The sequence below is a fragment of the Phyllobacterium sp. T2-21 genome (genome assembly GCF_055378485.1).
On record NZ_AP027912.1, the window covers coordinates 614,329 to 633,186 of the forward strand.

The window sequence follows — 18,858 nt, forward strand, 5'->3', positions numbered from 1 at the left end:
AGCGGCGTGATGCCGATCGTGACGAACGCGAACCCGCCGACCGTGGTCGCCAGTGCGGAAAGCCATGCCGGCAGATAGGCGGACATGTTCTGCAGCAGCGCATCGATGGCGAATATCAGGGCAAACTGGAAGACGAACAGCCAGAACAGCAGGGCGAAGAGCCCGAAGCGGATTTTCAGCGCAAACCGTTCAATGGCGTAGGCAACGCCAACAATGACCAGGGAGGTGAGCAGGAAAAACATCAGGCACTCCCTGCCTGCAGGGGAGCCGTTGTCAACGCAGTCTGCAAATGGACAGCAGGTTCGATCATCGCTCTCTGTTTCTTGCCTTTGCGCCCATGAGGAAGCCTATGCCATAACCGACGATTGATCCGAACGCGGGCGGCAGAAGCAGAAACTGATAGGGCATCCAATCGCTTGTTCCAGCAGTCTCAGGCACGGAAACATCCGGCCGGGAACCATCGGAGACATTCCACGCATAGAGGAAGATCAGAAGCAAAGGAAGAACGACCCGCATGATCGAACTCAAAATGCCGGGCCATGGCTGCGATGATCCACTGGAAATTGTGCCGCGATAGGCGCTTCGTCCCGCCCAGACGACGAACGGAACGCTCGACATCATATAAAGGGCGTAAACCGTCAGGGCGGAAAAAAGCGCGCTCATCGGTATCAGGCTGGTGTTTCCTGCACGGAAATCTCGGCACCCATGCCGCTCATCATGTCCATGAATTCCGGAAAGCTTGTGGCAATCATGGTGGAGTCATCGACGGTAACGGGTTTTTCCGCGACGAGGCCCATGACGAGGAAGCTCATGGCAATGCGATGATCGAGATGGGTCTCGACCGTGCCGCCGCCGAGGTTCTTGCCATCCGGGCGGCCGCGCACGCTCAGGGTTTCCGGGCCTTCCGTGCAATCGACGCCGTTGGCCTTGAGGCCGTTGGCAACGGCCGACAGGCGATCCGATTCCTTGACCCGCAATTCCTCGAGGCCGTTCATCACGGTCTCGCCGGTGGCAAAGGCCGCCGCGACGGCGAGCACGGGATATTCATCAATCATCGAGGGCGCCCGGTCAGCCGGGACGATCACGCCTTTCAGCTCGGAGGCGCACACGCGCAGGTCCGCGACATCCTCGCCGCCGGCAAGGCGGGCATTGAGGATCTCAATGCTGGCGCCCATGTCCTGCAAGGTCAGAATGAGGCCTGTACGGGTCGGGTTCATCAGCACATTGCGGATGGTGATATCGGAACCGGGCACGAGCAGTGCCGCCACCAGCGGAAACGCCGTCGACGACGGATCGCCGGGCACGTCGATGATCTGGCCGGTGAGCTTGCCCTGGCCCTCGATGCGGATGTGCCGGACATTGTCCTTGTCGGTTTCGACGGAAAGATTGGCGCCAAACCCCTGCAGCATCTTTTCCGTATGGTCGCGCGTCATGACCGGTTCGATGACCGTCGTTATGCCCGGTGTGTTGAGGCCCGCCAGCAACACGGCTGATTTGACCTGTGCCGAAGCCATCGGAACCCGGTAGGTGATGGGGGCGGCAACCTTGGGGCCGCGCAGTGTCAGCGGCATGCGGTCGCCGTCTGATGCGGTCACCTGAACGCCCATTTCCCGCAGGGGATTGAGCACGCGGCCCATGGGGCGCTTGGACAGGGAGGCATCGCCAATGAAGGTGGTTTCCATCGCGTAGACGCCGACAAGCCCCATGGTCAGGCGGGCACCCGTGCCGGCATTGCCGAAATCGAGCGGCGCTTCCGGCTGCAGCAGGCAGCCATTGCCGGTGCCCTGAATGATCCACACATCGCCTTCCCGCGCGATTTTCGCACCCATGGCCTGCATGGCCCGGCCGGTGTTGATCACGTCCTCGCCTTCCAGCAGCCCGGTGATGCGGGTCTCGCCCGAGGCAAGGCCGCCAAACATGAAGGAGCGATGCGATATCGATTTGTCTCCGGGAATCCGGATATCTCCGGACAGGGCCTTGGAACGGCGGGCGGTGGCGGGCTTGGGCAATGCGGAATGGGACATGAGTACGATCAATCACAAGGAAAATTGGTGTTTCATCTCGAGCCTGTAGGCGTCGGCGTTCCTAACACAGCTTGTTCGTCCGGTCATCTCGCAAATGCATAGTTCGGCCGAACGGCAATCTCGCGTCGTTTTGGCTTTGACAAATGCGCTGAATTGCGTTTATGGGACCAGAAATCCATTTGATGAGCGCTGGCATAAACGGTTGGACGATGGCATACCGGATGCAGGCGCAGCCAGAAGACGAGGCATAACGTGGTAAATCCAAAACTTGGTACCAAGCGAGTCGACCCTGAAACAGGTCAGAAATTCTACGATCTGAACCGCGATCCGATCGTCTCCCCTTATACGGGCAAGAGCTATCCGCTCAGCTATTTTGATTCGACTGTTCCTTCCGCGCGTGAGGAAGAGGAAGAGGTCGAGACCGAAGAACTCGATGTCGTTCTGGAAAAGCCGGAATTCGTTTCGCTTGAAGAAGCCGATGGCGATGTCGATGGCGACGTGCCGGATCTGGGCGATGACGTCGATGTGGATGTCGACGATGCCGATGATGACGACACGTTCCTTGCCGAAGACGAGGAAGACGAAGATGACGACGTTACCGATATCCTCGGCGGCGGCATCGGCGAAGACGACGAAAACTGATTTTGAACAAGGTCTTTCGCTCTTCCGAAAAATAACGGAAATATCCGGCGAATAGACCTTGATCTTCTCTGCGGCGGGCGATATGTACCCGCCTCGGAACGGTTCCCAACCGTTCGACTGTCCAGCCGGATTTATCCGGCTTAGCCGAAACCGGCTAATGGAATGGGGCCATAGCTCAGCTGGGAGAGCGCTTGCATGGCATGCAAGAGGTCAGCGGTTCGATCCCGCTTGGCTCCACCAAATCTTCAGTGATTTCAGAATTTTGTCCGCGGCACATGGTTGCCGCTTCAGCGCAGCCGCGAGCGCGCAGTCGGCTGCAGGCGTGTCACCAGTGGCTTGCCGGTGAGATAGGCTGCGAGCCGTGTCTGCTCCGACAGCCATGCCGCGTCGTTCTCCAGAGCTGCCCTATAGGTTTTGTGTGCGGACTCATCGTCAAACCGGGAAAAGACCGCCAGCACATTTTCATTTTGCCGCACGGGGAGCCGGGTGAACGTGTTCTCGCCGTGCTCGGATGTGAAGACGGCAACCGGATTGTCGCCCCGTCCTTGCAGGAGCGGCGCGACGGACGTGCTGTAATAGCTTTGGAAGCCCTGGTCCGCAGGCCGCTTGAGTTGATAGGTGACCACTTGAAACACCGCCGGTGACGCGGCTTCCGTCGGGGACGCCGGCCGGGCGGCGGGAAGGGCAAACCCGCTGGATGATTCGGCGGGGTGAAGCAACAGTACATTGTCGGAATCGATCATGGTGCCGTTTGCCCTGTCGCGATGCGCGCGCCAGACCGGGCCGTCATAGAACGCGGTCAACGCCCCCTGCCGGGTTGCCATATCTTCAAAACCACGCAGCCAGACAAAGGCGTCGGGATCATCCGGATCGCGGAACTGGCCGATGACGGTCATGCCGCAGGCTTCCTGGCTTTCCAGAAAATGGGTGTCGAACAGGTCGATGAGGTCGTCACGGCGGCCGGGATGAAGCGTATAGCGCCTGAGTTCGACGATGGAACTGAAATGCCTCCCCGCCGCCGCGGTCCGCTGAACAGCCTTTGATTGCATCAATTCGGGCATCTCGTTCAATCCTTCCCATAAAACAGACCGGTCATCCTGTTTTTAATAAAACCGGTTGTCCTGTTTTTGTCAACTTGTTAGTCTGCGGCGGCATGAAGGGGCTGACATGGCACAGGATTCGATCGGAAAGCCGAAGAGGGTCAATGATCCGCAGGGAATGCGTTCACGCATCCTCGATGTGGCGGCGGACCTTTTCCAAAGGCGCGGCTATCATTCGACCAGCGTTCAGGATGTCGTTCAGGCGGCCGGGGCGACGGGCGGCGCCCTGCATCATCATTTCCCCACCAAGAAGGCCCTGGGGCTTGCCGTCATAGAAGAACGGGTGGCGCGCGAGGTCAACGCAACCGCGATCGAGCCGGTGCTGCGGGCAGACCGGCCGAAGACCGGCGTCCTGGCGTTTTTTTCCGCGGTGGCCGGCGAACTGGAGCGCAATCAGGCGGTGACGGGATGCCCGCTCAACAATCTCGCCATGGAGCTTTCGCTGGCTGATCCTGATTTCCGCCATGCGTCCAACGCCATCTTTGAGCGTTGGATCGGGGTGCTTGCACAGAGATTCCAGGATGACGATCCGGCACTCGCACCCCGGCAGGCCGGGGCGCTGGCCACACTGGTGATCGCCGCCTATTCCGGCGCCATGGCGATGGCCAAGGCCAGCCAGAGCGCGCTGCCGCTGCGCGATTGCGCGGTGCAGCTGGAAAAGCTTTTGCCCTAGGGTCCAGACCCTGGGCTGCTGGTCAGGCCTGCCGCGAGAAAACCACCGCCGTGAACAAGAGCACGCCGGCGAACACGATCATCGAGCCGATGCCGACCAGCGGTTCCATCGCGGCATTGCCAAGCGACAGGAAATACAGCGGCGGTATCATCACAACGACACCCACGGTGTAGACGATGAACTGAAGCATTGGCAGGCGTCCGGCGGCCTTTGCCGGGTTGAGCGCGTAGTAGGTGCCGAATATCGCGCTGCTGACCCAACCGAGAAGATTGAGATGGGCGTGGGCGGGAAAGGCGCTGTGATCGCCCGATAACCCCATTTGCAGCCCCATGATGATACCCAGTAGAAACAAGATCGTCGCGGATTTGAAGAACAGCTGCGAAACCTGTGGCATGAGCGCATTCTTTCTCTGAACAGACATGACAGTCCGTGCGAATCTATAGTCTCGAATTCGGATTTGTGCCAGAGCACCGCCGCTAGCAAAAAATAGTTAGGTTGTCCTCGCCGGAGACTATTTCACTGGCCCGCGCGGCGCTTGCTGTTTTCGACTGGATTAGCGCGAGAAAATCGATCAAACCAGTCGGAAAAGATCAGAATCGAGGAAGCTCCCATGTCTGCCCGCCCGGTTGCCCTTCCCGGAACGCCCGAATCATCCCTGGCGCGCACCGGCGTCCTGTTGATGCTGCTGGGCATGCTGATGTTCGCCCTGAACGATGTGATGGGCAAATGGCTGGTGTCGACTTATTCCGTCGGTCAGGTCGTCTTTGTCCGCAGTGTCGCCGCCCTGATCATTCTCGCGCCATTCCTCTGGTATTCGGGACCGAAGAAAGTCCTGCAGGTTGACCGCCCGGTCCTGCAGCTTGCCCGCGTTGCCGCGTCGACGGCGGAGATTTTCGCCTTCTACTTTGCCGTCGTCTATCTGCCGCTGGCCGATGTCATGACCTATTGGCTGGCGGCCCCGATCTATGTCGCCGCGATCTCGCCGCTCGTGCTGAAGGAACCCGTCGGCTGGCGCCGCTGGAGCGCCATCATCGTCGGTTTCATCGGCGTCGTCATTGCCCTGGAGCCGTCGTCGCAGGCCCTCACGCCACAGGCCATCATTTCCATTCTGGGCAGCATGACCTTCGCCCTGCTGCTGCTGCTCGGCCGTTCGTTGCGCGGCACGCCCGATACGACGCTGGTGTTCTGGCAGATCGTCGGTGCCGGCCTTGCGGGCGCCGCCTCGCTCTATTTCGACTGGAAACCGGTCAGCCCAAGGGATCTGGTTCTGCTCGCCGTACTCGGCGTTGTCGCCATGCTGGCGCACATGCTCGTCAACCGTGCGCTCAAGATGGCCGATGCGGCAACCGTTGCGCCGCTGCAATACACGCTTCTGTTCTGGGCCATCGTGTTCGGCTGGCTGGTGTTTGGCGACGTGCCGCGCCTGCCCATGCTGATCGGTTCAGGCTTTATCGTGGCGTCGGGCCTGTTCATCTTCTTCCGCGAACAGCAGCTGAAGCGGCAGGGGCGGATGAAGGCGGAACCAGCCGAAGCCATCGTTACCGGTTCCGGTGATCCGGTCTGAGGCAGAAAACGCCCCGTCAGGCGTTGACAGGCGCGCCTTTCAGCGATGCGCCGAGAGCGTCGAGCAGCTCTTCCGTGCCACGCTGGCGTTGTCCCGGCTCGTCATATCCGTCGAGAAAGGCGCCCTGCTCGGTGAAGACGAGCTTTGTGCCGGTGCCTTCCGGCTTGAGTTCCATCGTCGCCAGCGAGACGGAAATCCGCTTGTCATCGAGATACATGTCATAGCTGTAGATGATGCGCTGGTCCGGGACGATGTCCTGATAGATGGCCTCGAACCTATGCACCGGCCCGCCTTTCGGTCCGCCGCTGTTGGTCTCGCGGCCGCCGATCCGGAAATCCATCTCGAACCGGGCGACGCCCCAGTCATCAGGGCCGGCAAACCATTTGCTCTTGGCGGTCTTGTCGCTGAGCGCAAAGAAGACGCGCGCCGGGGCGGCCGCATAGCTGCGCTCGATGGTGAATGTATCGTGTTTGACAGATCTCTTCGTCATGCTTTCGCTCCGGTTATTGATTGCCGTCTTCGGCGAGAAACTCGCCCAGCCGGTCGAGCCGGCGCTCCCATGATTTGCGCCGTTCATCCATCCATTGCTCGGCCGTTCGCATGGCGGTCCATTCGATGTGGCATGTGCGCACCCGGCCGACCTTTTCCGTGCGGATCAGGCCGCTGTTCTCGAGAACCTGCAGATGCTGCACCACGGCGGGCAGGGACATGGTCAGCGGCTTCGCCAATTCACTGACCGAGGCCGGGCCGCGGCTCAGCCGTTCCACCATGATGCGCCGGGACGGGTCCGCCAGCGCCTGAAACATAAGATCGAGTGAGGCTTGTTGGTTAAGCATATGCTTAAGTAATACCGATGGCCGGATTTGTCAACGTGCGCGCCAGCGCTTCCTCGAAGTGATTGACGGCTTTCTCGAACTTGTCACGGCAGCCCGGGTTGCAGAAGCCGACAACCGCGCCCTTGTAGAGCGTGAGGCTGTCTTCGCTGATCGGATCGCCCGACCAGGGGCAGGTGGTGTTGACCGCGTCGCTGATTTTCAGGTCTGACATGATGTTTTCCCCTTAACCCAGATCGACCCTGATATCGGTGCGCACGGAATTGGCGATAAAGCATTGTTCATGCGCCTCGTGGTGCAGGTGTTCTTCCGTTGCCCGGTCCGGTGCCGCACCGGCATAGCGGACATGCGGCTTCAGCACGACCTTGCTGACAAACAGCTTGCCCTGTTCGTTCTTGCCGAGTTCTCCGCTTGCCGCGTCGCGGTATTCATCGACGACAAAGCCGCCCTTGGCCGCGCCCGCCAGGAAGAACAGCATGTGGCAGCTAGAAAGCGAGGCGACGAAGGCCTCTTCGGGGTCGACATTCTCCGCGGCGGAATAGGGCAGCCGGACAATGTGCGGCGATGAGGACGCCGGCACCTCAGCGCCGCCGTCGAACTGCCAGACATGGGCGCGGCTGTATTTGTTGTCGGTAAATGCGGCATCTGGAGCACGGTTCCATAGAACCGTCGCGCTGAAGGAGGTCATGGGCGTTTCCCGAATCTGTTGTTGAATTGACCGAAGCTTGTCAAAGCTTGGCACCATTGTCGACAGAAACTTCAGGCTGCGGCCGAACCCTATTCCGCGATGAACCGGTAACCGACCCCCGGCTCGGTGCGGATGAAGTGCGGATGGTTGGGATCTTCCTCGATCTTGGCGCGTAGCTGTCCGACAAAAACCCTGAGATAATGCAGGTCTTCCACGTGGGCCGCTCCCCAGATCGATGCCAGGAGATGGCGATGGGTGACGACAAGTCCGGGATGCAGGACAAGGTGGACCAGCAGCTGGTATTCCTTGCGGGTCAGATGCACGGCTTCGCCCTTTAGCGTCACCACCCGCTTGACCATGTCAACAACGAGGCCGTTGCTTTCAAAGCGCGAGGGAACGCTGGTTCCCGCCACTTTCTGACGCAGCGCCGTGCGCACGCGCGCCAGCAGCTCTCCGATGCCAAAGGGCTTTTCCACGTAGTCATTGGCGCCGAGATCAAGCGCGGCGATCTTTTCGACTTCCCGGTCGCGTGCCGACAGGACGATGATGGGCACTTCGGAAAAGGCGCGCACGGTCTTGATGACCTCCTTGCCGTCCTTGTCGGGAAGGCCAAGGTCGAGAATGACAAGGTCGGGCGCGCTGGTGGCGATCAGCCGTTCCGCATCCGCACCCGTGGCGGCGGAGATGACGTCATAGCCCGACGCCGTCAATGCCGGATGCAGGAAACGCTGAATCTGCGGCTCGTCGTCGACAACCAGAATGCGGTTCTCGTTCATGGTGTCGCATCTCCGCTCTCGCTTGCATCGAAAATAGGAAGCCGGATAATAAACCGCGTGCCGCGCTTGCGGATGGCCGGGCTTTCCGCCTTGATTGTGCCGCCCATCGCTTCAACGAAGCCACGGCAGATCGACAGGCCGAGACCGGTCCCCGCCGCCCGGCCATCGCCTTTGACGCGCCGGTAGAACTTTTCGAAGATGCGGTCGATGTCCTTTGCCGGAATGCCCTTGCCCTGATCGGTGACGCTGATTGCCACCTCCGTCGCATCCTGCTTTGCGTAGATGGTGATCGGGCTGTCGCCGCCATATTTCGCTGCATTGTCGAGCAGATTGAACAGCACCTGTCCGAGCAGCGACGAATCCCCGCTGACGGTGGCAAGGTCCGGAGCGATACTGATCTCGATGGCGACGCCCGGTTTGAGCCGCTTCATGCGCTCGACCGATGAAATGATGATATCCGCCGCATCGACAGGGCTGTGCTTGACCTTCAGTGTACCGGCTTCGATCCGAGTCATGTCGAAAAGATTGGAGACAAAACGGGTCAGGCGCCCCGATTCCTCCTCGATGGAAAGCAGCAGATCGTCATGACTTTCCGGCTTGATGCGGCTGCCAAGCTCGCGCAGCGTGGTGACGGCGCCCGTGATCGAGGCCAGCGGCGTCTTCAGGTCGTGGGACAGGGAGGAGAACAGCGCGGCATGCAGTTTTTCGCTTTCCTGCAATGCTGCCGTCTTGGCATTTTCCCGCACCAGCTGGGCACGGTCGATGGCGATCGCCGTCTGATCGAGAATGGCGACCAGCATGCGGTCTTCGCTTTCCGTCAGGGAGGCGGGATGCTCGGTCATGGAAAGGCCGAGCACGCCGGCAACGCCATGCGATGTCATGATCGGCAGGAACTGCCAGCTGATCTGCGGCAGCGTGCCCGTGTCATGCCCGGACCGTTCATTCTTTTCGAATGCCCAGCGCACGGCGGTCATGTCCGTATTGTCGAGCGTCATGTCAGGCGGCCATGCGGTCTGCAGCGACAGGTCGCCGTCTTCCGGCAGCAGGATTACCACCCCCGTTCCAAGCGTTGAATGCAGGTGCATGGCAGCAGCCACAAGCACATCATCCAGCCGGGCGGTGCCCGATAGCTTGCGCGAAAATTCGTAGAGCGCCTGCGTGTTTTTTGCCTGATTGCGCGATCGTGCCACCTGGTCGCGCAAACGCCCGGCGAGATCGCCGATCATCAGGGCCACGCCGAGAAAGATGATCAGCGAAAACAGCTGATGCGGCTTGGCTATGCTTAAGTTGTGGATCGGCTCGATGAAAAAGTAGTTGTAGAGAACAAACGACAGGCCGGCGGCAATGATGGCGGCAAAACGCCCGCTCGACATCGCCGACAGGATGACGGCAACGAGATAGAGCATGGAAAGGTTCTGCGGGTGGACGATCTCGCTGGCGCCAAGCCCCAGAAGCGTCGTCACGGCTGTTGCCGCTATCGGAATGGCGATGGATGTGGCCAGCTCGCGTGCCGAGCGCTTTTGCGGCGCCGGCGGCACATAGGGCTTGTCCTGCTCGTCGCCGGTAACAATGTGCACGCCGACATCGGTGAAGCGTTTGACGATCTCGTCGGGAAGCGACCGCCGGAACGGATTGGAGAAACGCTTGCCTTTCGGGCGGCCGAGCACGACCTGCGTCACATTCTCGCGCCGCGCAATGCGGAAAATCTCGTCGACAAAGTCCCGGGCGATCACGCGCCGCGTTTCCGCGCCGAGCCTTTCCGCCAGGTCAAGGATTTCATCAAGCCGCTGGTTTGCCGCCGTGTCCATGCCCGCATCGCTGGTCTTGGTCAGTGAAACCACCAGCCACCGGGCGTTGAGGCCGGAGGCAAGGCGGCTCGCGGTGCGGACAACCTTTTCGGACAGGCTGTCCGGTCCGACGCAGACCAGAAGCCGCTCGCCGGTGGCCCACGGGCCCTCGATCGCGTTTTGCCGCAACAGATCGATCATCTGGTCGTCGACGCGATCGGCGGTGCGGCGCAGGGCAAGCTCGCGCAAGGCGGTGAGGTTGGCCGGTTTGAAGAAACCCCGCGCTGCCCGTTCGGCGTTGCCGGGCAGGTAGACCTTGCCCTCCTTCAGCCGTGCAATCAGTTCCGCCGGCGGCAGATCGACCAGCAGCACCTCGTCGGCGCGCTTGAGGACCACATCCGGCACGGTCTCGCGAACGGTCACTCCCGTGATCTTCGTCACCAGGTCGGACAGGCTTTCCAGATGCTGGACATTCATCGCGGTCCAGACATCGATGCCCTGCCAGATCAGCTCTTCAATGTCCTGATGACGTTTCGGATGCCGGCTGCCCGGCGCGTTGGTGTGGGCGAGTTCGTCAAGGACCAGCACTTTCGGCTTGCGCGCCAGGGCCGCGTCAAGGTCGAATTCTTCCAGCGTGCGGCCCCTGTAGCCGATCTGCTTGCGCGGCAGCACGTCCAGTCCGTCAAGAAGTTCGGCGGTTTCCGCGCGCCCATGCGTCTCGGCAAGGCCGATGACGATGTCGGTGCCGTCTTCCTTCAGACGTTGCGCCCGCACCAGCATGGCATAGGTTTTACCCACGCCGGGGGCAGCGCCAAGGAAAACGGTCAGCTTGCCGCGCGATTCGCGCGTGGCCAGCTCCAGCAGCTTGTCAGGATCGGGTCGTGTCTGTTGACCGTGGTCGGCCATATACGCCTCAGTTTGCTTTTTCAGGTCGCTTGCGCCGGTTGAGCGCCAGAACCTTTACCCCACCCTTGGTGGAAATGCCAAGGGCAGGATGCCGCGTGTTCGCAGCCACCAGGGCAGACTGTGTGCCGGACCGGCAAAATGCCGGTCATGGAGGCCGCCTGCGACAGCACACCTATTGACGTCGAAGGCGGGTGCTTTAAAAGTCCGCGCCAGTTCGATCAAGCAGGAACAAGACCGTGATCCGCCATATTGTATTCTTCAGCGCCCGCAATCCGGATGATGTCGACACGATCCATACGCGTCTCAAGCGGCTTGGAGAAATACCGCACTCCCTCGTGTTCGAGGTCATGAAGAACACCAAGACCGATCCGATCTCGGGTGAAATCGATATTGTCGTTTATGGCGAGTTCGCAAGCGCCGAGGCGCTGGCCGCCTACAAGGCGCACCCGATCTACAGTGAAACCACAGCGGTGGTTCGCCCCTTGCGCGAATTGCGCATTTCGGCCGATGTGGTTTCCACGCTGGCTTAAGCGTCAGCCGTACCGGAAATACTTTCCAGAATCGGGCAGTCCGGCCGCTGGTCGCCATGGCAATGGGCGACCAGGTGCTGCAAGGTGTGCTGCAGTTCGCGCAGTTCGGTGATCTTGCGCTCGATTTCCTTCAGCTTCGTCCTGGCGATGCTTTTGACATCGGAGCTCGCGCGCTCCTTGTCTTCGTAGAGCGCCAGAAGCTGGCGGCATTCCTCCACGGAAAATCCAAGCCCGCGCGAGCGTTGCAGGAAACGCAGCTTGTGCACATCCGACATCGAATAATCCCGGTAGCCGTTGTCGGACCGGTCGGGCTTCAGCAGCCCGATATCCTCGTAGTAGCGGATGGTCTTGGCCGGGAGGCCCGATTTTTCCGATGCATGGCCGATATTCATGGGAACCTCACAGTTTCAGTGTCCGCAGACGCAATGCATTGGCAATGACCGATACGGAGGAAAGGCTCATTGCCGCTGCCGCCAGCATGGGCGAAAGCATGGCGCCGAAGACGGGATAGAGCACGCCCGCCGCAACCGGCACACCCAGCACATTATAGACAAAAGCGAAGAACAGGTTCTGCTTGATGTTGCGGATGGTTGCATCAGCGAGATGACGGGCACGGACAATGCCGTTGAGGTCGCCCTTCACCAGGGTAATGCCCGCGCTTTCCATCGCGACATCGGCGCCGGTACCCATGGCAATGCCGACGTCGGCCGCGGCAAGCGCCGGGGCATCGTTGACGCCGTCACCGGCCATGGCGATCTTTGCGCCCTTGGCCCGGAGCTCATCGACCAGCCGCTTCTTGCTCTCGGGCATCATGTCGGCGCGCACTTCATCGATGCCGAGCTGGGCGGCGACCGCCTGGGCGGTGATCTTGTTGTCGCCGGTCGCCATGATGATGGTGAGGCCAGCCTTGTGCAGCAGGCGGATTGCCTCGGCCGTCGTGGCCTTGATCGGGTCGGCCACGCCGATGATGCCTGCGGCCTTGCCGTCGACCGCCATGAACAGAACGCTCTTGCCGCCGGTCCGCAGCGCATCGGCCTTCCCGCTCAGGGCGGATATGTCGGCACCAGCGTCCTGCATCATGGCCTTGTTGCCGAGCGCAACGGACTGCCCGCCGATGCTGCCAGAAACGCCCTTGCCGGTGACCGCTTCGAACGTTTCGGCCTTGAGCAGGGTGAGAGTGCGGGCTTTCGCACCTTCAACAATGGCTTCGGCAAGCGGATGCTCCGAGCCCTTTTCGAGGCTGGCTGCAAGAATCAGCAACTGGTCCTCGGCAAATTGTCCGTCTGCAATGACGTCGGTGAGTTTCGGCCTGCCTTCGGTGAGGGTGCCGGTCTTGTCCACGATCAGTGTATCGACACCGGCAAAACGTTCCAGCGCTTCCGCATCCTTGATCAGCACACCGGCCTGCGCGCCGCGCCCTGTGGCCGTCATGATCGACATGGGCGTTGCGAGACCGAGCGCGCAGGGACAGGCGATAATCAGCACCGAGACGGCCGCGACAAGGCCGTAGATCATGCCGGGTTCCGGTCCGAACCAGGCCCAGGCGATGAATGAGACGATGGCAACGAGAACCACCGCAGGCACGAAATAGCTGGCGACGCGGTCCGCCAGACCCTGAATGGGCGCGCGCGAGCGTTGGGCGGTGGCGACCATGCCGACAATCTGCGACAGGACCGTATCGGCGCCCACTTTCTCCGCCTTGATCAGCAGCGTGCCGTTGCGGTTGAGCGTGCCGCCGGTCACCGGATCGTTCTGCGTCTTTTCAACCGGCAGCGGTTCGCCCGTCAGCATGGATTCGTCGATGGACGAGCGGCCTTCCAGCACAATGCCATCCACAGGCACACTGTCACCCGGACGGACCCGCAGCCGGTCACCGGCCACGACCTCGTCCAGCGGGATATCGTTTTCCGTCCCGTCTGCTGCCACGCGGCGCGCGGTTTTGGGCGCAAGGTCAAGCAGGGCGCGAATGGCGGACCCGGTGCGCTCGCGCGCTTTCAGCTCCAGGATCTGTCCGAGGAAGACAAGCGTAATGATAACGGCCGCCGCCTCGAAATAAACCGGCACACTGCCGCCATGCATGCGGAAGGCATGCGGGAAAATGTCGGGGACGAGTGTTGCCACGACACTGAACGCATAGGCCGCGCCGACGCCGATGGCGATGAGCGTCCACATGTTCGGGCTGCGGTTGACGAGGGATGCCCAGGCGCGTTCGAAAAAGGGGATGGCCGCCCAGAGGACAACCGGGGTGGCGAGGACCAATTCCAGCCAGATCGCGCGGCTTTCCCCGATCCAGTCGCGGAAAGGCAGGCCAAGCATGGGGCCCATGGTGATGAAGAGCAGCGGTATGGAACAGAGCGCGCTGATCCAGAACCGGCGGGTGAAATCGACGAGTTCAGGGTTCGGGCCCTCATCCCCGGTGGGAATGCCCATGGGTTCGAGCGCCATGCCGCACAGCGGGCATGACCCCGGGCCGTCCTTGACGATTTCCGGATGCATCGGGCAGGTATATTGGGTTCCCGCTGGCATCGGCTTCGGCGCCGGCCTGTCGCCGAGATAGTCCTGCGGCGCCTTTTCGAATTTCGCCATGCAGCTGGCCGAGCAGAAATAATATTTCTCGTTGTCGTGCCGCAGGAAGTGTTTTGCCGTTGCCCGGTCGACGGTCATGCCGCAGACCGGATCGATCGCCGTCAGATAGGGCTCCGGGTTGGCCGTGAATTTCTTGTGGCAGCCCGCCGAGCAGAAGTGAAACACCCGGCCCGCATGCTCCGCCGTCGGCTTGCCGGCCGTAGGGTCAACCAGCATGCCGCAGACCGGATCGCGCACGACCTCCGCCTGCGCCGCGTGCGTACTGCAACAGCTGTGGCCATGGGTGCTATGAGCGTGATCGTGGTCGTGATGGTCATGTTTCATGATGGAACTTTCGACATGGACGGGAAGATAGTGATGCAAAGGTAATTCTTCCAGTAACTGGAAGGTCAAGGCCTGCCCGAAAGTTTCTTCAACGCAGCGCAATGGCTGGGGATTTCGATTGTTGCAAAAGTCTGTTTTTGCCATGGTACGGGAATCGACGCGCACTGTTCGCTTGAATCGCGATCACCCGGCCAACGCAGTACTGGACATTTAGATGAGCCGTTTTTGGAGTTCTCTCGTGCACACATTGACCCCGTATGTCGCGGGAGAGCAACCGGTGCTGCCCGATCTGATCAAGTTGAACACCAATGAAAATCCATATGGTCCGTCACCGCGCGCACTGGCGGCCATAGCAGCCGAGACCACGGAAGCGCTGCGGCTTTATCCCGATCCAACGGCGCACAGGCTGAGAGAAGCCATCGCCAAAAGCCATGGGCTTGACGCCAATCACGTTTTTGTCGGCAACGGATCTGACGAAGTGCTGGCGCACGTGTTCCAGGCACTGCTGAAACACGACAAGCCCTTGCTGTTTCCGGATGTCACCTACAGTTTCTTTCCAACCTATTGCCGTCTCTACGCAATAGACTTTCGGGCTGTTCCACTCGATGACACGATGGCGGTCCGCATTGCCGACTACCGGCAGGCATGCGGCGCAATCATCCTGCCCAATCCGAATGCCCCCACCGGCACGGCCTTGCCCCTGGCGGAAATCGAGGCATTGCTTGCCGATCATCCCGACCAGGTCGTGGTGATCGATGAAGCCTATGTGGACTTTGGTGCACAGAGTGCGATCCCCCTGGTCGCACGCTTCCCCAATCTGCTCGTGACCCAGACCTTTTCAAAGTCGCGCGGGCTGGCCGGTCTGCGCGTCGGCTTTGCCGTCGGGCAGCCCCTGCTGATTGAAGCGCTGCAACGGGTGAAGGACAGTTTCAACTCCTATCCCCTCGACCGTCTCGCCATCGCGGGAGCGGTTGCCGCGTGGGAAGATACGAAATGGTTCGAGGAAAAACGCGACCGGATCGTGGCCACCCGGGAAAGATTGTCCGTCGCCTTGCGCGCGATGCAGTTTGAGGTTCTTCCCTCGGCGGCCAATTTTCTGTTTGCACGCCATGCCGTGCTGCCCGGCGCGCAGATCGCTGCAGAGCTTAGAAGCAGGGCCATTCTGGTCAGGCATTTCCCGAAACCGCGCATACACGACTATCTGCGCATCAGCATCGGCACGGACGAAGAGTGCGAGACGCTTCTGTCCGGCTTGGCCGATGTGATCGCATCGTTGAAAGGATAAAAGCCCGGCATTGCTGCCGGGCCTTGATCGGTGTCTCGGGAGGAGCCGGCGATCAGCCGGAACGGGCCATGTCGAGTTGCGTGCCGTCGCCCATCTGCCCGGCTTCCCAGCCGAGAATGGCGCGCTTGCGGGTCAGGCCCCAGTGATAGCCGGTGAGGGCGCCGGATTTGCCGACGGCACGATGACACGGAACCACGAAGGAAATCGGGTTGGCGCCCACCGCAGCACCGACGGCGCGGGAGGCTTTGGGCGAGCCGATTTCCTGGGCGATGTCCGAATAGGCGCAGGCCTTGCCCATCGGCACCTTCAACAGGGCTTCCCAGACACGCAGCTGGAAGTCCGTGCCGATCATCACCACTTTCAGCGGCCGGTCGGAGCGCCATTCAGCCGGGTTGAACACCCGTGCCGCATAGGGTGACGTGGCGCCAAGGTCTTCGACATAGGTGGCATTGGGCCAGCGGGATGTCATGTCTTCCATGGTTTCGCGTTCATGCCCCTGATCGGCAAAGGCAAGACCCGCCAGCCCGCGATCCGTCACCATCACCAGGGCCCGCCCGAAGGGCGAGATATGGAAGCCGTAACGGATGACGAGGCCTGCGCCGCGGGTCTTGTAATCGCCCGGCGACATGCCTTCATGGGTGACGAACAGGTCGTGCAGGCGGCTTGGCCCGGACAGGCCGGTTTCCAGGGCCGTCTCCAGCAGCGGCATGCCCTCGTCGAGCAGGCGGCGGGCATGGTCGATGGTCACGGCCTGCAGAAAGCCCTTGGGCGACAGGCCGGCCCAGCGGGTGAAAAGCTTCTGCAGGGCAGTGGGTGAAAGCCCTGCCTCCTTGGCCAGGACCTCGAGCGATGGCTGGTCGCGATAATCCTCGCTGATCCGCTCGATGATATGGCTGACAATGGCATAGTCATTGCCCGAAGGCGTAATATCGTTCTGAAGGATGGCATGCGGTTTCATGGTCGTTACCTCATTCCGGCATGATCCGATGCGTTGCACCGCAAAGACAGATCAGGCTTTCAATTCATGTCGAGTGTCATATGACCATGCAGGGGCCTGATCTGCCACCCGATTCTTGCACGCCGTGCAAACTACCGGCCCTTGGCCGCAGCCAGGGCCCGGGTGAATGCCAGGGCAAAGCTTTCCCGGTCATCGGGATTGAGAAACGAGCCGATTGTCACCGCCTTGCCCTGTCCCTCCACCCGCATGGAGGTGATGCCGATTTCCGCGTGCCGCGCGACATTGAACCGGGTCCAGAACGGGTTGAATTCGTGCAGGTTGGTCCGGCCCGACGGCGCCACCTGCCTGATCTGCAGCGCGATTCTTGAAACGCTGACCTCTTCATGCGCTTTTGCTGCGGTGTAGTTCATCCGGAAGGCAAGATAGATCAGGAGGACATCAAGGCCGAAAAAGCCGAAAACCGGCCATGCTCCAAGCGACAGGAAGAAAAGACCGGTCAGAAAACTGCATCCGCCGATCGCGGCCATGACAATGAGAAAGCCTTTGCGGCCAAGCGACCGGTGCGGCACCAGAAGGGCGCGGAAAATTTCCTCTTCATTGCGCGCGACAGCGTCAATTGGGTTCATTGTTTGGCTCATGACGCTTGAGTATAGAAGGGTCATGGAAAATCCCAAGAGCAAACTTGATCAGATTGACGTGAGTGCGGTCGCCGAAAAGCCGGCGAAGCGGCCGCGCCTTGTCGCCGGTACACGCTATACCGCCGATGAGATCCACGAGATTTTTCGCCGGTTCTCGATCCAGCGGCCGGAACCCAAGGGCGAGCTCGAGCATGTCAATGCTTTTACCCTTTTGGTTGCGGTTGCGCTTTCGGCCCAGGCGACGGATGTCGGCGTCAACAAGGCAACCCGCGCCCTGTTCAAGGTTGCCGATACACCGGAAAAGATGCGCGATCTCGGCGAGGCAACTGTCGGCGAATACATCCGCACCATCGGGCTCTGGCGCAACAAGGCGAAGAACGTCATTGCCCTGTCGGACGCCCTGATCCGCGACTATGGCAGCGAGGTGCCGGACAACCGCGACGAGCTGGTCAAGCTTCCCGGTGTCGGCCGCAAGACCGCCAATGTGGTGCTCAGCATGGCTTTCGGGCAGGCGACGATGGCCGTCGACACGCATATATTCCGCATCGGCAACCGGCTTGGCCTCGCGCCGGGCAAGACACCCGATCAGGTGGAAGCCAAATTGATGAAGATCATTCCGGCGGAATATCTCTATCACGGCCATCACTGGCTGATCCTGCATGGCCGCTATGTCTGCAAGGCCCGCAAGCCCGAATGCACGGCCTGCGTCATTGCCGATATCTGCAAGGCAGCGGAAAAGACATCGGAGCTGCCGGCGCCTTTGGTACCGCTGCCCCCACAGGTTTTCTAGCGCAGCCCTGCGGGTGGTTCCGATCGAGCCACAGCCTTGTGCAGATGCACCATCATGGCGGCGGCAAACAGCGGGGTCAAAAGGTTGAGGATCGGAATGGCCATGAAGGCCGCAATGACGAGACCGGCCAGAAAAACCGTCGTTGCATGTTTCGACCGCAGCGCCTTGGCTTCCATTTCCGGGCGGAACCGCATGGCGGCGAATTCGAAGAATTCCCGGCCGAGCAGATAACCATTGACCACGAAGAACGCGATGATGTTGACGCCGGGAATGAGAAGCATCAGCAGTGCAATGATATTGCCGAGGATAATGACGCCGAGGAATTTCAGCGAAAGCACGAAGGAGCGCAGGACCGGCAGCGGGCGGCCTTTCGGATCGAGCGGATAATCCGACTTTTCCACAACTTCAGCCACATCGTCGAGAAACAATCCGGCGACGATGGCCGAAACCGGCGCGATCAGCAGTGCCAGCCCCAGCGCCAGGGCGATACTGGCGAATATACCGGCGATAAAGCCGAGCCAGCCGGCCCAGGATGGCAGATCCGGCATCCATTGATCGAAAAAGGGCAATGCCAGCAAGGCAAAGAGCTCCCGCAGCCCGAACCAGGCACCGATCAGCAAAAGCACGGTCATTCCGAGAGACTTCCACAGGACAGAACGGAATTCCGGCCGGAACAGATGACTTGCGGCGGCCTGGGCGCTGTCAAAAATCATGGTGCCGTTCTTCCTTTCCGGTCTTTCCAATGTTTGGGACA

Annotated in this window: 21 protein-coding genes and 1 tRNA gene; 7 read left to right on the forward strand and 15 right to left on the reverse strand. The window is 60.8% G+C overall.

Going from position 1 to position 18,858, the window contains the following annotated elements; translation table 11 throughout:
* Positions 1 to 306: 306 nt before the first annotated feature.
* Together ACZ5FP_RS03085 and aroA are read right to left on the reverse strand one after the other, a co-directional pair.
* Positions 307 to 663 carry a hypothetical protein gene (locus ACZ5FP_RS03085; protein ID WP_464662073.1) on the reverse strand — a complete coding sequence of 119 codons (357 nt, stop codon included), beginning with the start codon at positions 661 to 663 and terminating at the stop codon, positions 307 to 309.
* 5 nt (positions 664 to 668) lie between these two features.
* Positions 669 to 2,024, reverse strand: coding sequence for a 3-phosphoshikimate 1-carboxyvinyltransferase (aroA, locus tag ACZ5FP_RS03090; protein ID WP_464662075.1), 1,356 nt, complete (start codon positions 2,022 to 2,024; stop codon positions 669 to 671).
* 252 nt (positions 2,025 to 2,276) lie between these two features.
* On the opposite strand from aroA, the gene ACZ5FP_RS03095 reads away from it, so the two are divergent.
* A complete protein-coding gene (locus ACZ5FP_RS03095) occupies positions 2,277 to 2,666 on the forward strand; it encodes a TIGR02300 family protein (RefSeq protein ID WP_105734052.1) in 390 nt (129 codons plus the stop codon).
* A gap of 164 nt (positions 2,667 to 2,830) precedes the next feature.
* Positions 2,831 to 2,906: transfer RNA gene (locus ACZ5FP_RS03100), tRNA-Ala, on the forward strand.
* A gap of 47 nt (positions 2,907 to 2,953) precedes the next feature.
* Here the strand turns inward: ACZ5FP_RS03100 and ACZ5FP_RS03105 are convergent.
* Positions 2,954 to 3,727, reverse strand: coding sequence for an NIPSNAP family protein (locus tag ACZ5FP_RS03105; RefSeq protein ID WP_464662076.1), 774 nt, complete (start codon positions 3,725 to 3,727; stop codon positions 2,954 to 2,956).
* 106 nt (positions 3,728 to 3,833) lie between these two features.
* Here ACZ5FP_RS03105 and ACZ5FP_RS03110 point away from each other — a divergent pair, with 106 nt between their 5' ends.
* Positions 3,834 to 4,439, forward strand: a complete 606-nt coding sequence (locus tag ACZ5FP_RS03110; protein ID WP_464662077.1) for a TetR/AcrR family transcriptional regulator — start codon at positions 3,834 to 3,836, stop codon at positions 4,437 to 4,439.
* Positions 4,440 to 4,461: 22 nt separating this feature from the next.
* Here the strand turns inward: ACZ5FP_RS03110 and ACZ5FP_RS03115 are convergent, their stop codons facing one another.
* On the reverse strand, positions 4,462 to 4,833 hold the full coding sequence (locus ACZ5FP_RS03115; protein ID WP_464662078.1) for a hypothetical protein: 372 nt from the start codon (positions 4,831 to 4,833) through the stop codon (positions 4,462 to 4,464).
* Between the two features lie 216 nt (positions 4,834 to 5,049).
* Between ACZ5FP_RS03115 and ACZ5FP_RS03120 the strand changes: the two genes are divergently transcribed.
* On the forward strand, positions 5,050 to 6,003 hold the full coding sequence (locus ACZ5FP_RS03120; RefSeq protein ID WP_464662080.1) for a DMT family transporter: 954 nt from the start codon (positions 5,050 to 5,052) through the stop codon (positions 6,001 to 6,003).
* A 16-nt stretch (positions 6,004 to 6,019) separates the two neighbouring features.
* Here the strand turns inward: ACZ5FP_RS03120 and ACZ5FP_RS03125 are convergent, their stop codons facing one another.
* From ACZ5FP_RS03125 to ACZ5FP_RS03150, 6 genes are all read right to left on the reverse strand, one after another.
* Positions 6,020 to 6,493 carry an SRPBCC family protein gene (locus ACZ5FP_RS03125; protein ID WP_223614034.1) on the reverse strand — a complete coding sequence of 158 codons (474 nt, stop codon included), beginning with the start codon at positions 6,491 to 6,493 and terminating at the stop codon, positions 6,020 to 6,022.
* A gap of 13 nt (positions 6,494 to 6,506) precedes the next feature.
* Positions 6,507 to 6,839, reverse strand: coding sequence for an ArsR/SmtB family transcription factor (locus tag ACZ5FP_RS03130; RefSeq protein WP_464662083.1), 333 nt, complete (start codon positions 6,837 to 6,839; stop codon positions 6,507 to 6,509).
* Positions 6,840 to 6,843: 4 nt separating this feature from the next.
* Positions 6,844 to 7,050, reverse strand: coding sequence for a glutathione S-transferase (locus ACZ5FP_RS03135; RefSeq protein WP_346306138.1), 207 nt, complete (start codon positions 7,048 to 7,050; stop codon positions 6,844 to 6,846).
* A 12-nt stretch (positions 7,051 to 7,062) separates the two neighbouring features.
* Positions 7,063 to 7,524, reverse strand: a complete 462-nt coding sequence (locus tag ACZ5FP_RS03140) for an OsmC family protein (protein WP_464662085.1) — start codon at positions 7,522 to 7,524, stop codon at positions 7,063 to 7,065.
* 89 nt (positions 7,525 to 7,613) lie between these two features.
* Positions 7,614 to 8,300: a response regulator gene (locus ACZ5FP_RS03145; RefSeq protein WP_288195144.1), complete on the reverse strand. Its 687-nt coding sequence runs from the start codon at positions 8,298 to 8,300 to the stop codon at positions 7,614 to 7,616.
* Entirely contained in the window at positions 8,297 to 10,993 is a 2,697-nt protein-coding gene (locus tag ACZ5FP_RS03150; RefSeq protein ID WP_464662088.1) for a DUF4118 domain-containing protein, read from the reverse strand. Before ACZ5FP_RS03150 ends, ACZ5FP_RS03145 begins: the two co-directional genes overlap by 4 nt.
* A 236-nt stretch (positions 10,994 to 11,229) precedes the next feature.
* Between ACZ5FP_RS03150 and ACZ5FP_RS03155 the strand changes: the two genes are divergently transcribed.
* Positions 11,230 to 11,523: a Dabb family protein gene (locus ACZ5FP_RS03155; RefSeq protein WP_223614040.1), complete on the forward strand. Its 294-nt coding sequence runs from the start codon at positions 11,230 to 11,232 to the stop codon at positions 11,521 to 11,523.
* Here the strand turns inward: ACZ5FP_RS03155 and cueR are convergent.
* Together cueR and ACZ5FP_RS03165 are read right to left on the reverse strand one after the other, a co-directional pair.
* The gene (cueR, locus tag ACZ5FP_RS03160) at positions 11,520 to 11,915 is read right to left on the reverse strand and encodes a Cu(I)-responsive transcriptional regulator (RefSeq protein WP_223614041.1); all 396 of its coding nucleotides are present in this window, start codon (positions 11,913 to 11,915) and stop codon (positions 11,520 to 11,522) included. The genes ACZ5FP_RS03155 and cueR overlap by 4 nt on opposite strands.
* Positions 11,916 to 11,922: 7 nt before the next feature.
* A complete protein-coding gene (locus ACZ5FP_RS03165; protein ID WP_464662090.1) occupies positions 11,923 to 14,433 on the reverse strand; it encodes a heavy metal translocating P-type ATPase in 2,511 nt (836 codons plus the stop codon).
* 214 nt (positions 14,434 to 14,647) lie between these two features.
* Here ACZ5FP_RS03165 and hisC point away from each other — a divergent pair, with 214 nt between their 5' ends.
* Positions 14,648 to 15,718, forward strand: a complete 1,071-nt coding sequence (gene hisC / locus ACZ5FP_RS03170) for a histidinol-phosphate transaminase (protein ID WP_464662091.1) — start codon at positions 14,648 to 14,650, stop codon at positions 15,716 to 15,718.
* Positions 15,719 to 15,770: 52 nt separating this feature from the next.
* On the opposite strand, the gene ACZ5FP_RS03175 is transcribed toward hisC, so the two are convergent.
* Positions 15,771 to 16,676, reverse strand: coding sequence for a methylated-DNA--[protein]-cysteine S-methyltransferase (locus ACZ5FP_RS03175; RefSeq protein ID WP_403179532.1), 906 nt, complete (start codon positions 16,674 to 16,676; stop codon positions 15,771 to 15,773).
* Positions 16,677 to 16,807: 131 nt separating this feature from the next.
* Positions 16,808 to 17,302 (reverse strand): DUF2244 domain-containing protein, encoded by a 495-nt coding sequence (locus ACZ5FP_RS03180; protein WP_464662094.1) that lies wholly within the window; start codon positions 17,300 to 17,302, stop codon positions 16,808 to 16,810.
* 34 nt (positions 17,303 to 17,336) lie between these two features.
* On the opposite strand from ACZ5FP_RS03180, the gene nth reads away from it, so the two are divergent.
* Positions 17,337 to 18,104 (forward strand): endonuclease III, encoded by a 768-nt coding sequence (gene nth, locus ACZ5FP_RS03185; protein WP_464662095.1) that lies wholly within the window; start codon positions 17,337 to 17,339, stop codon positions 18,102 to 18,104.
* Here the strand turns inward: nth and ACZ5FP_RS03190 are convergent.
* Positions 18,101 to 18,817 carry a sulfate transporter family protein gene (locus ACZ5FP_RS03190; protein ID WP_464662096.1) on the reverse strand — a complete coding sequence of 239 codons (717 nt, stop codon included), beginning with the start codon at positions 18,815 to 18,817 and terminating at the stop codon, positions 18,101 to 18,103. The genes nth and ACZ5FP_RS03190 overlap by 4 nt on opposite strands.
* Positions 18,818 to 18,858 lie beyond the last annotated feature (41 nt).

What these genes read in the sequence shown, in the direction of transcription:
- aroA (WP_464662075.1), bottom strand. Translation starts at nt 2,024, where the DNA reads ATGTCCCATTCCGCATTGCCCAAGCCCGCCACCGCCCGCCGTTCCAAG.
- ACZ5FP_RS03130 (WP_464662083.1), bottom strand. Translation starts at nt 6,839, where the DNA reads ATGCTTAACCAACAAGCCTCACTCGATCTTATGTTTCAGGCGCTGGCG.
- ACZ5FP_RS03085 (WP_464662073.1), bottom strand. Translation starts at nt 663, where the DNA reads ATGAGCGCGCTTTTTTCCGCCCTGACGGTTTACGCCCTTTATATGATG.
- ACZ5FP_RS03150 (WP_464662088.1), bottom strand. Translation starts at nt 10,993, where the DNA reads ATGGCCGACCACGGTCAACAGACACGACCCGATCCTGACAAGCTGCTG.
- nth (WP_464662095.1), top strand. Translation starts at nt 17,337, where the DNA reads ATGGAAAATCCCAAGAGCAAACTTGATCAGATTGACGTGAGTGCGGTC.
- ACZ5FP_RS03120 (WP_464662080.1), top strand. Translation starts at nt 5,050, where the DNA reads ATGTCTGCCCGCCCGGTTGCCCTTCCCGGAACGCCCGAATCATCCCTG.
- ACZ5FP_RS03175 (WP_403179532.1), bottom strand. Translation starts at nt 16,676, where the DNA reads ATGAAACCGCATGCCATCCTTCAGAACGATATTACGCCTTCGGGCAAT.
- ACZ5FP_RS03165 (WP_464662090.1), bottom strand. Translation starts at nt 14,433, where the DNA reads ATGAAACATGACCATCACGACCACGATCACGCTCATAGCACCCATGGC.
- cueR (WP_223614041.1), bottom strand. Translation starts at nt 11,915, where the DNA reads ATGAATATCGGCCATGCATCGGAAAAATCGGGCCTCCCGGCCAAGACC.
- ACZ5FP_RS03110 (WP_464662077.1), top strand. Translation starts at nt 3,834, where the DNA reads ATGGCACAGGATTCGATCGGAAAGCCGAAGAGGGTCAATGATCCGCAG.
- ACZ5FP_RS03145 (WP_288195144.1), bottom strand. Translation starts at nt 8,300, where the DNA reads ATGAACGAGAACCGCATTCTGGTTGTCGACGACGAGCCGCAGATTCAG.
- ACZ5FP_RS03140 (WP_464662085.1), bottom strand. Translation starts at nt 7,524, where the DNA reads ATGACCTCCTTCAGCGCGACGGTTCTATGGAACCGTGCTCCAGATGCC.
- ACZ5FP_RS03115 (WP_464662078.1), bottom strand. Translation starts at nt 4,833, where the DNA reads ATGCCACAGGTTTCGCAGCTGTTCTTCAAATCCGCGACGATCTTGTTT.
- hisC (WP_464662091.1), top strand. Translation starts at nt 14,648, where the DNA reads ATGAGCCGTTTTTGGAGTTCTCTCGTGCACACATTGACCCCGTATGTC.
- ACZ5FP_RS03125 (WP_223614034.1), bottom strand. Translation starts at nt 6,493, where the DNA reads ATGACGAAGAGATCTGTCAAACACGATACATTCACCATCGAGCGCAGC.
- ACZ5FP_RS03180 (WP_464662094.1), bottom strand. Translation starts at nt 17,302, where the DNA reads ATGAACCCAATTGACGCTGTCGCGCGCAATGAAGAGGAAATTTTCCGC.
- ACZ5FP_RS03135 (WP_346306138.1), bottom strand. Translation starts at nt 7,050, where the DNA reads ATGTCAGACCTGAAAATCAGCGACGCGGTCAACACCACCTGCCCCTGG.
- ACZ5FP_RS03105 (WP_464662076.1), bottom strand. Translation starts at nt 3,727, where the DNA reads ATGCCCGAATTGATGCAATCAAAGGCTGTTCAGCGGACCGCGGCGGCG.
- ACZ5FP_RS03190 (WP_464662096.1), bottom strand. Translation starts at nt 18,817, where the DNA reads ATGATTTTTGACAGCGCCCAGGCCGCCGCAAGTCATCTGTTCCGGCCG.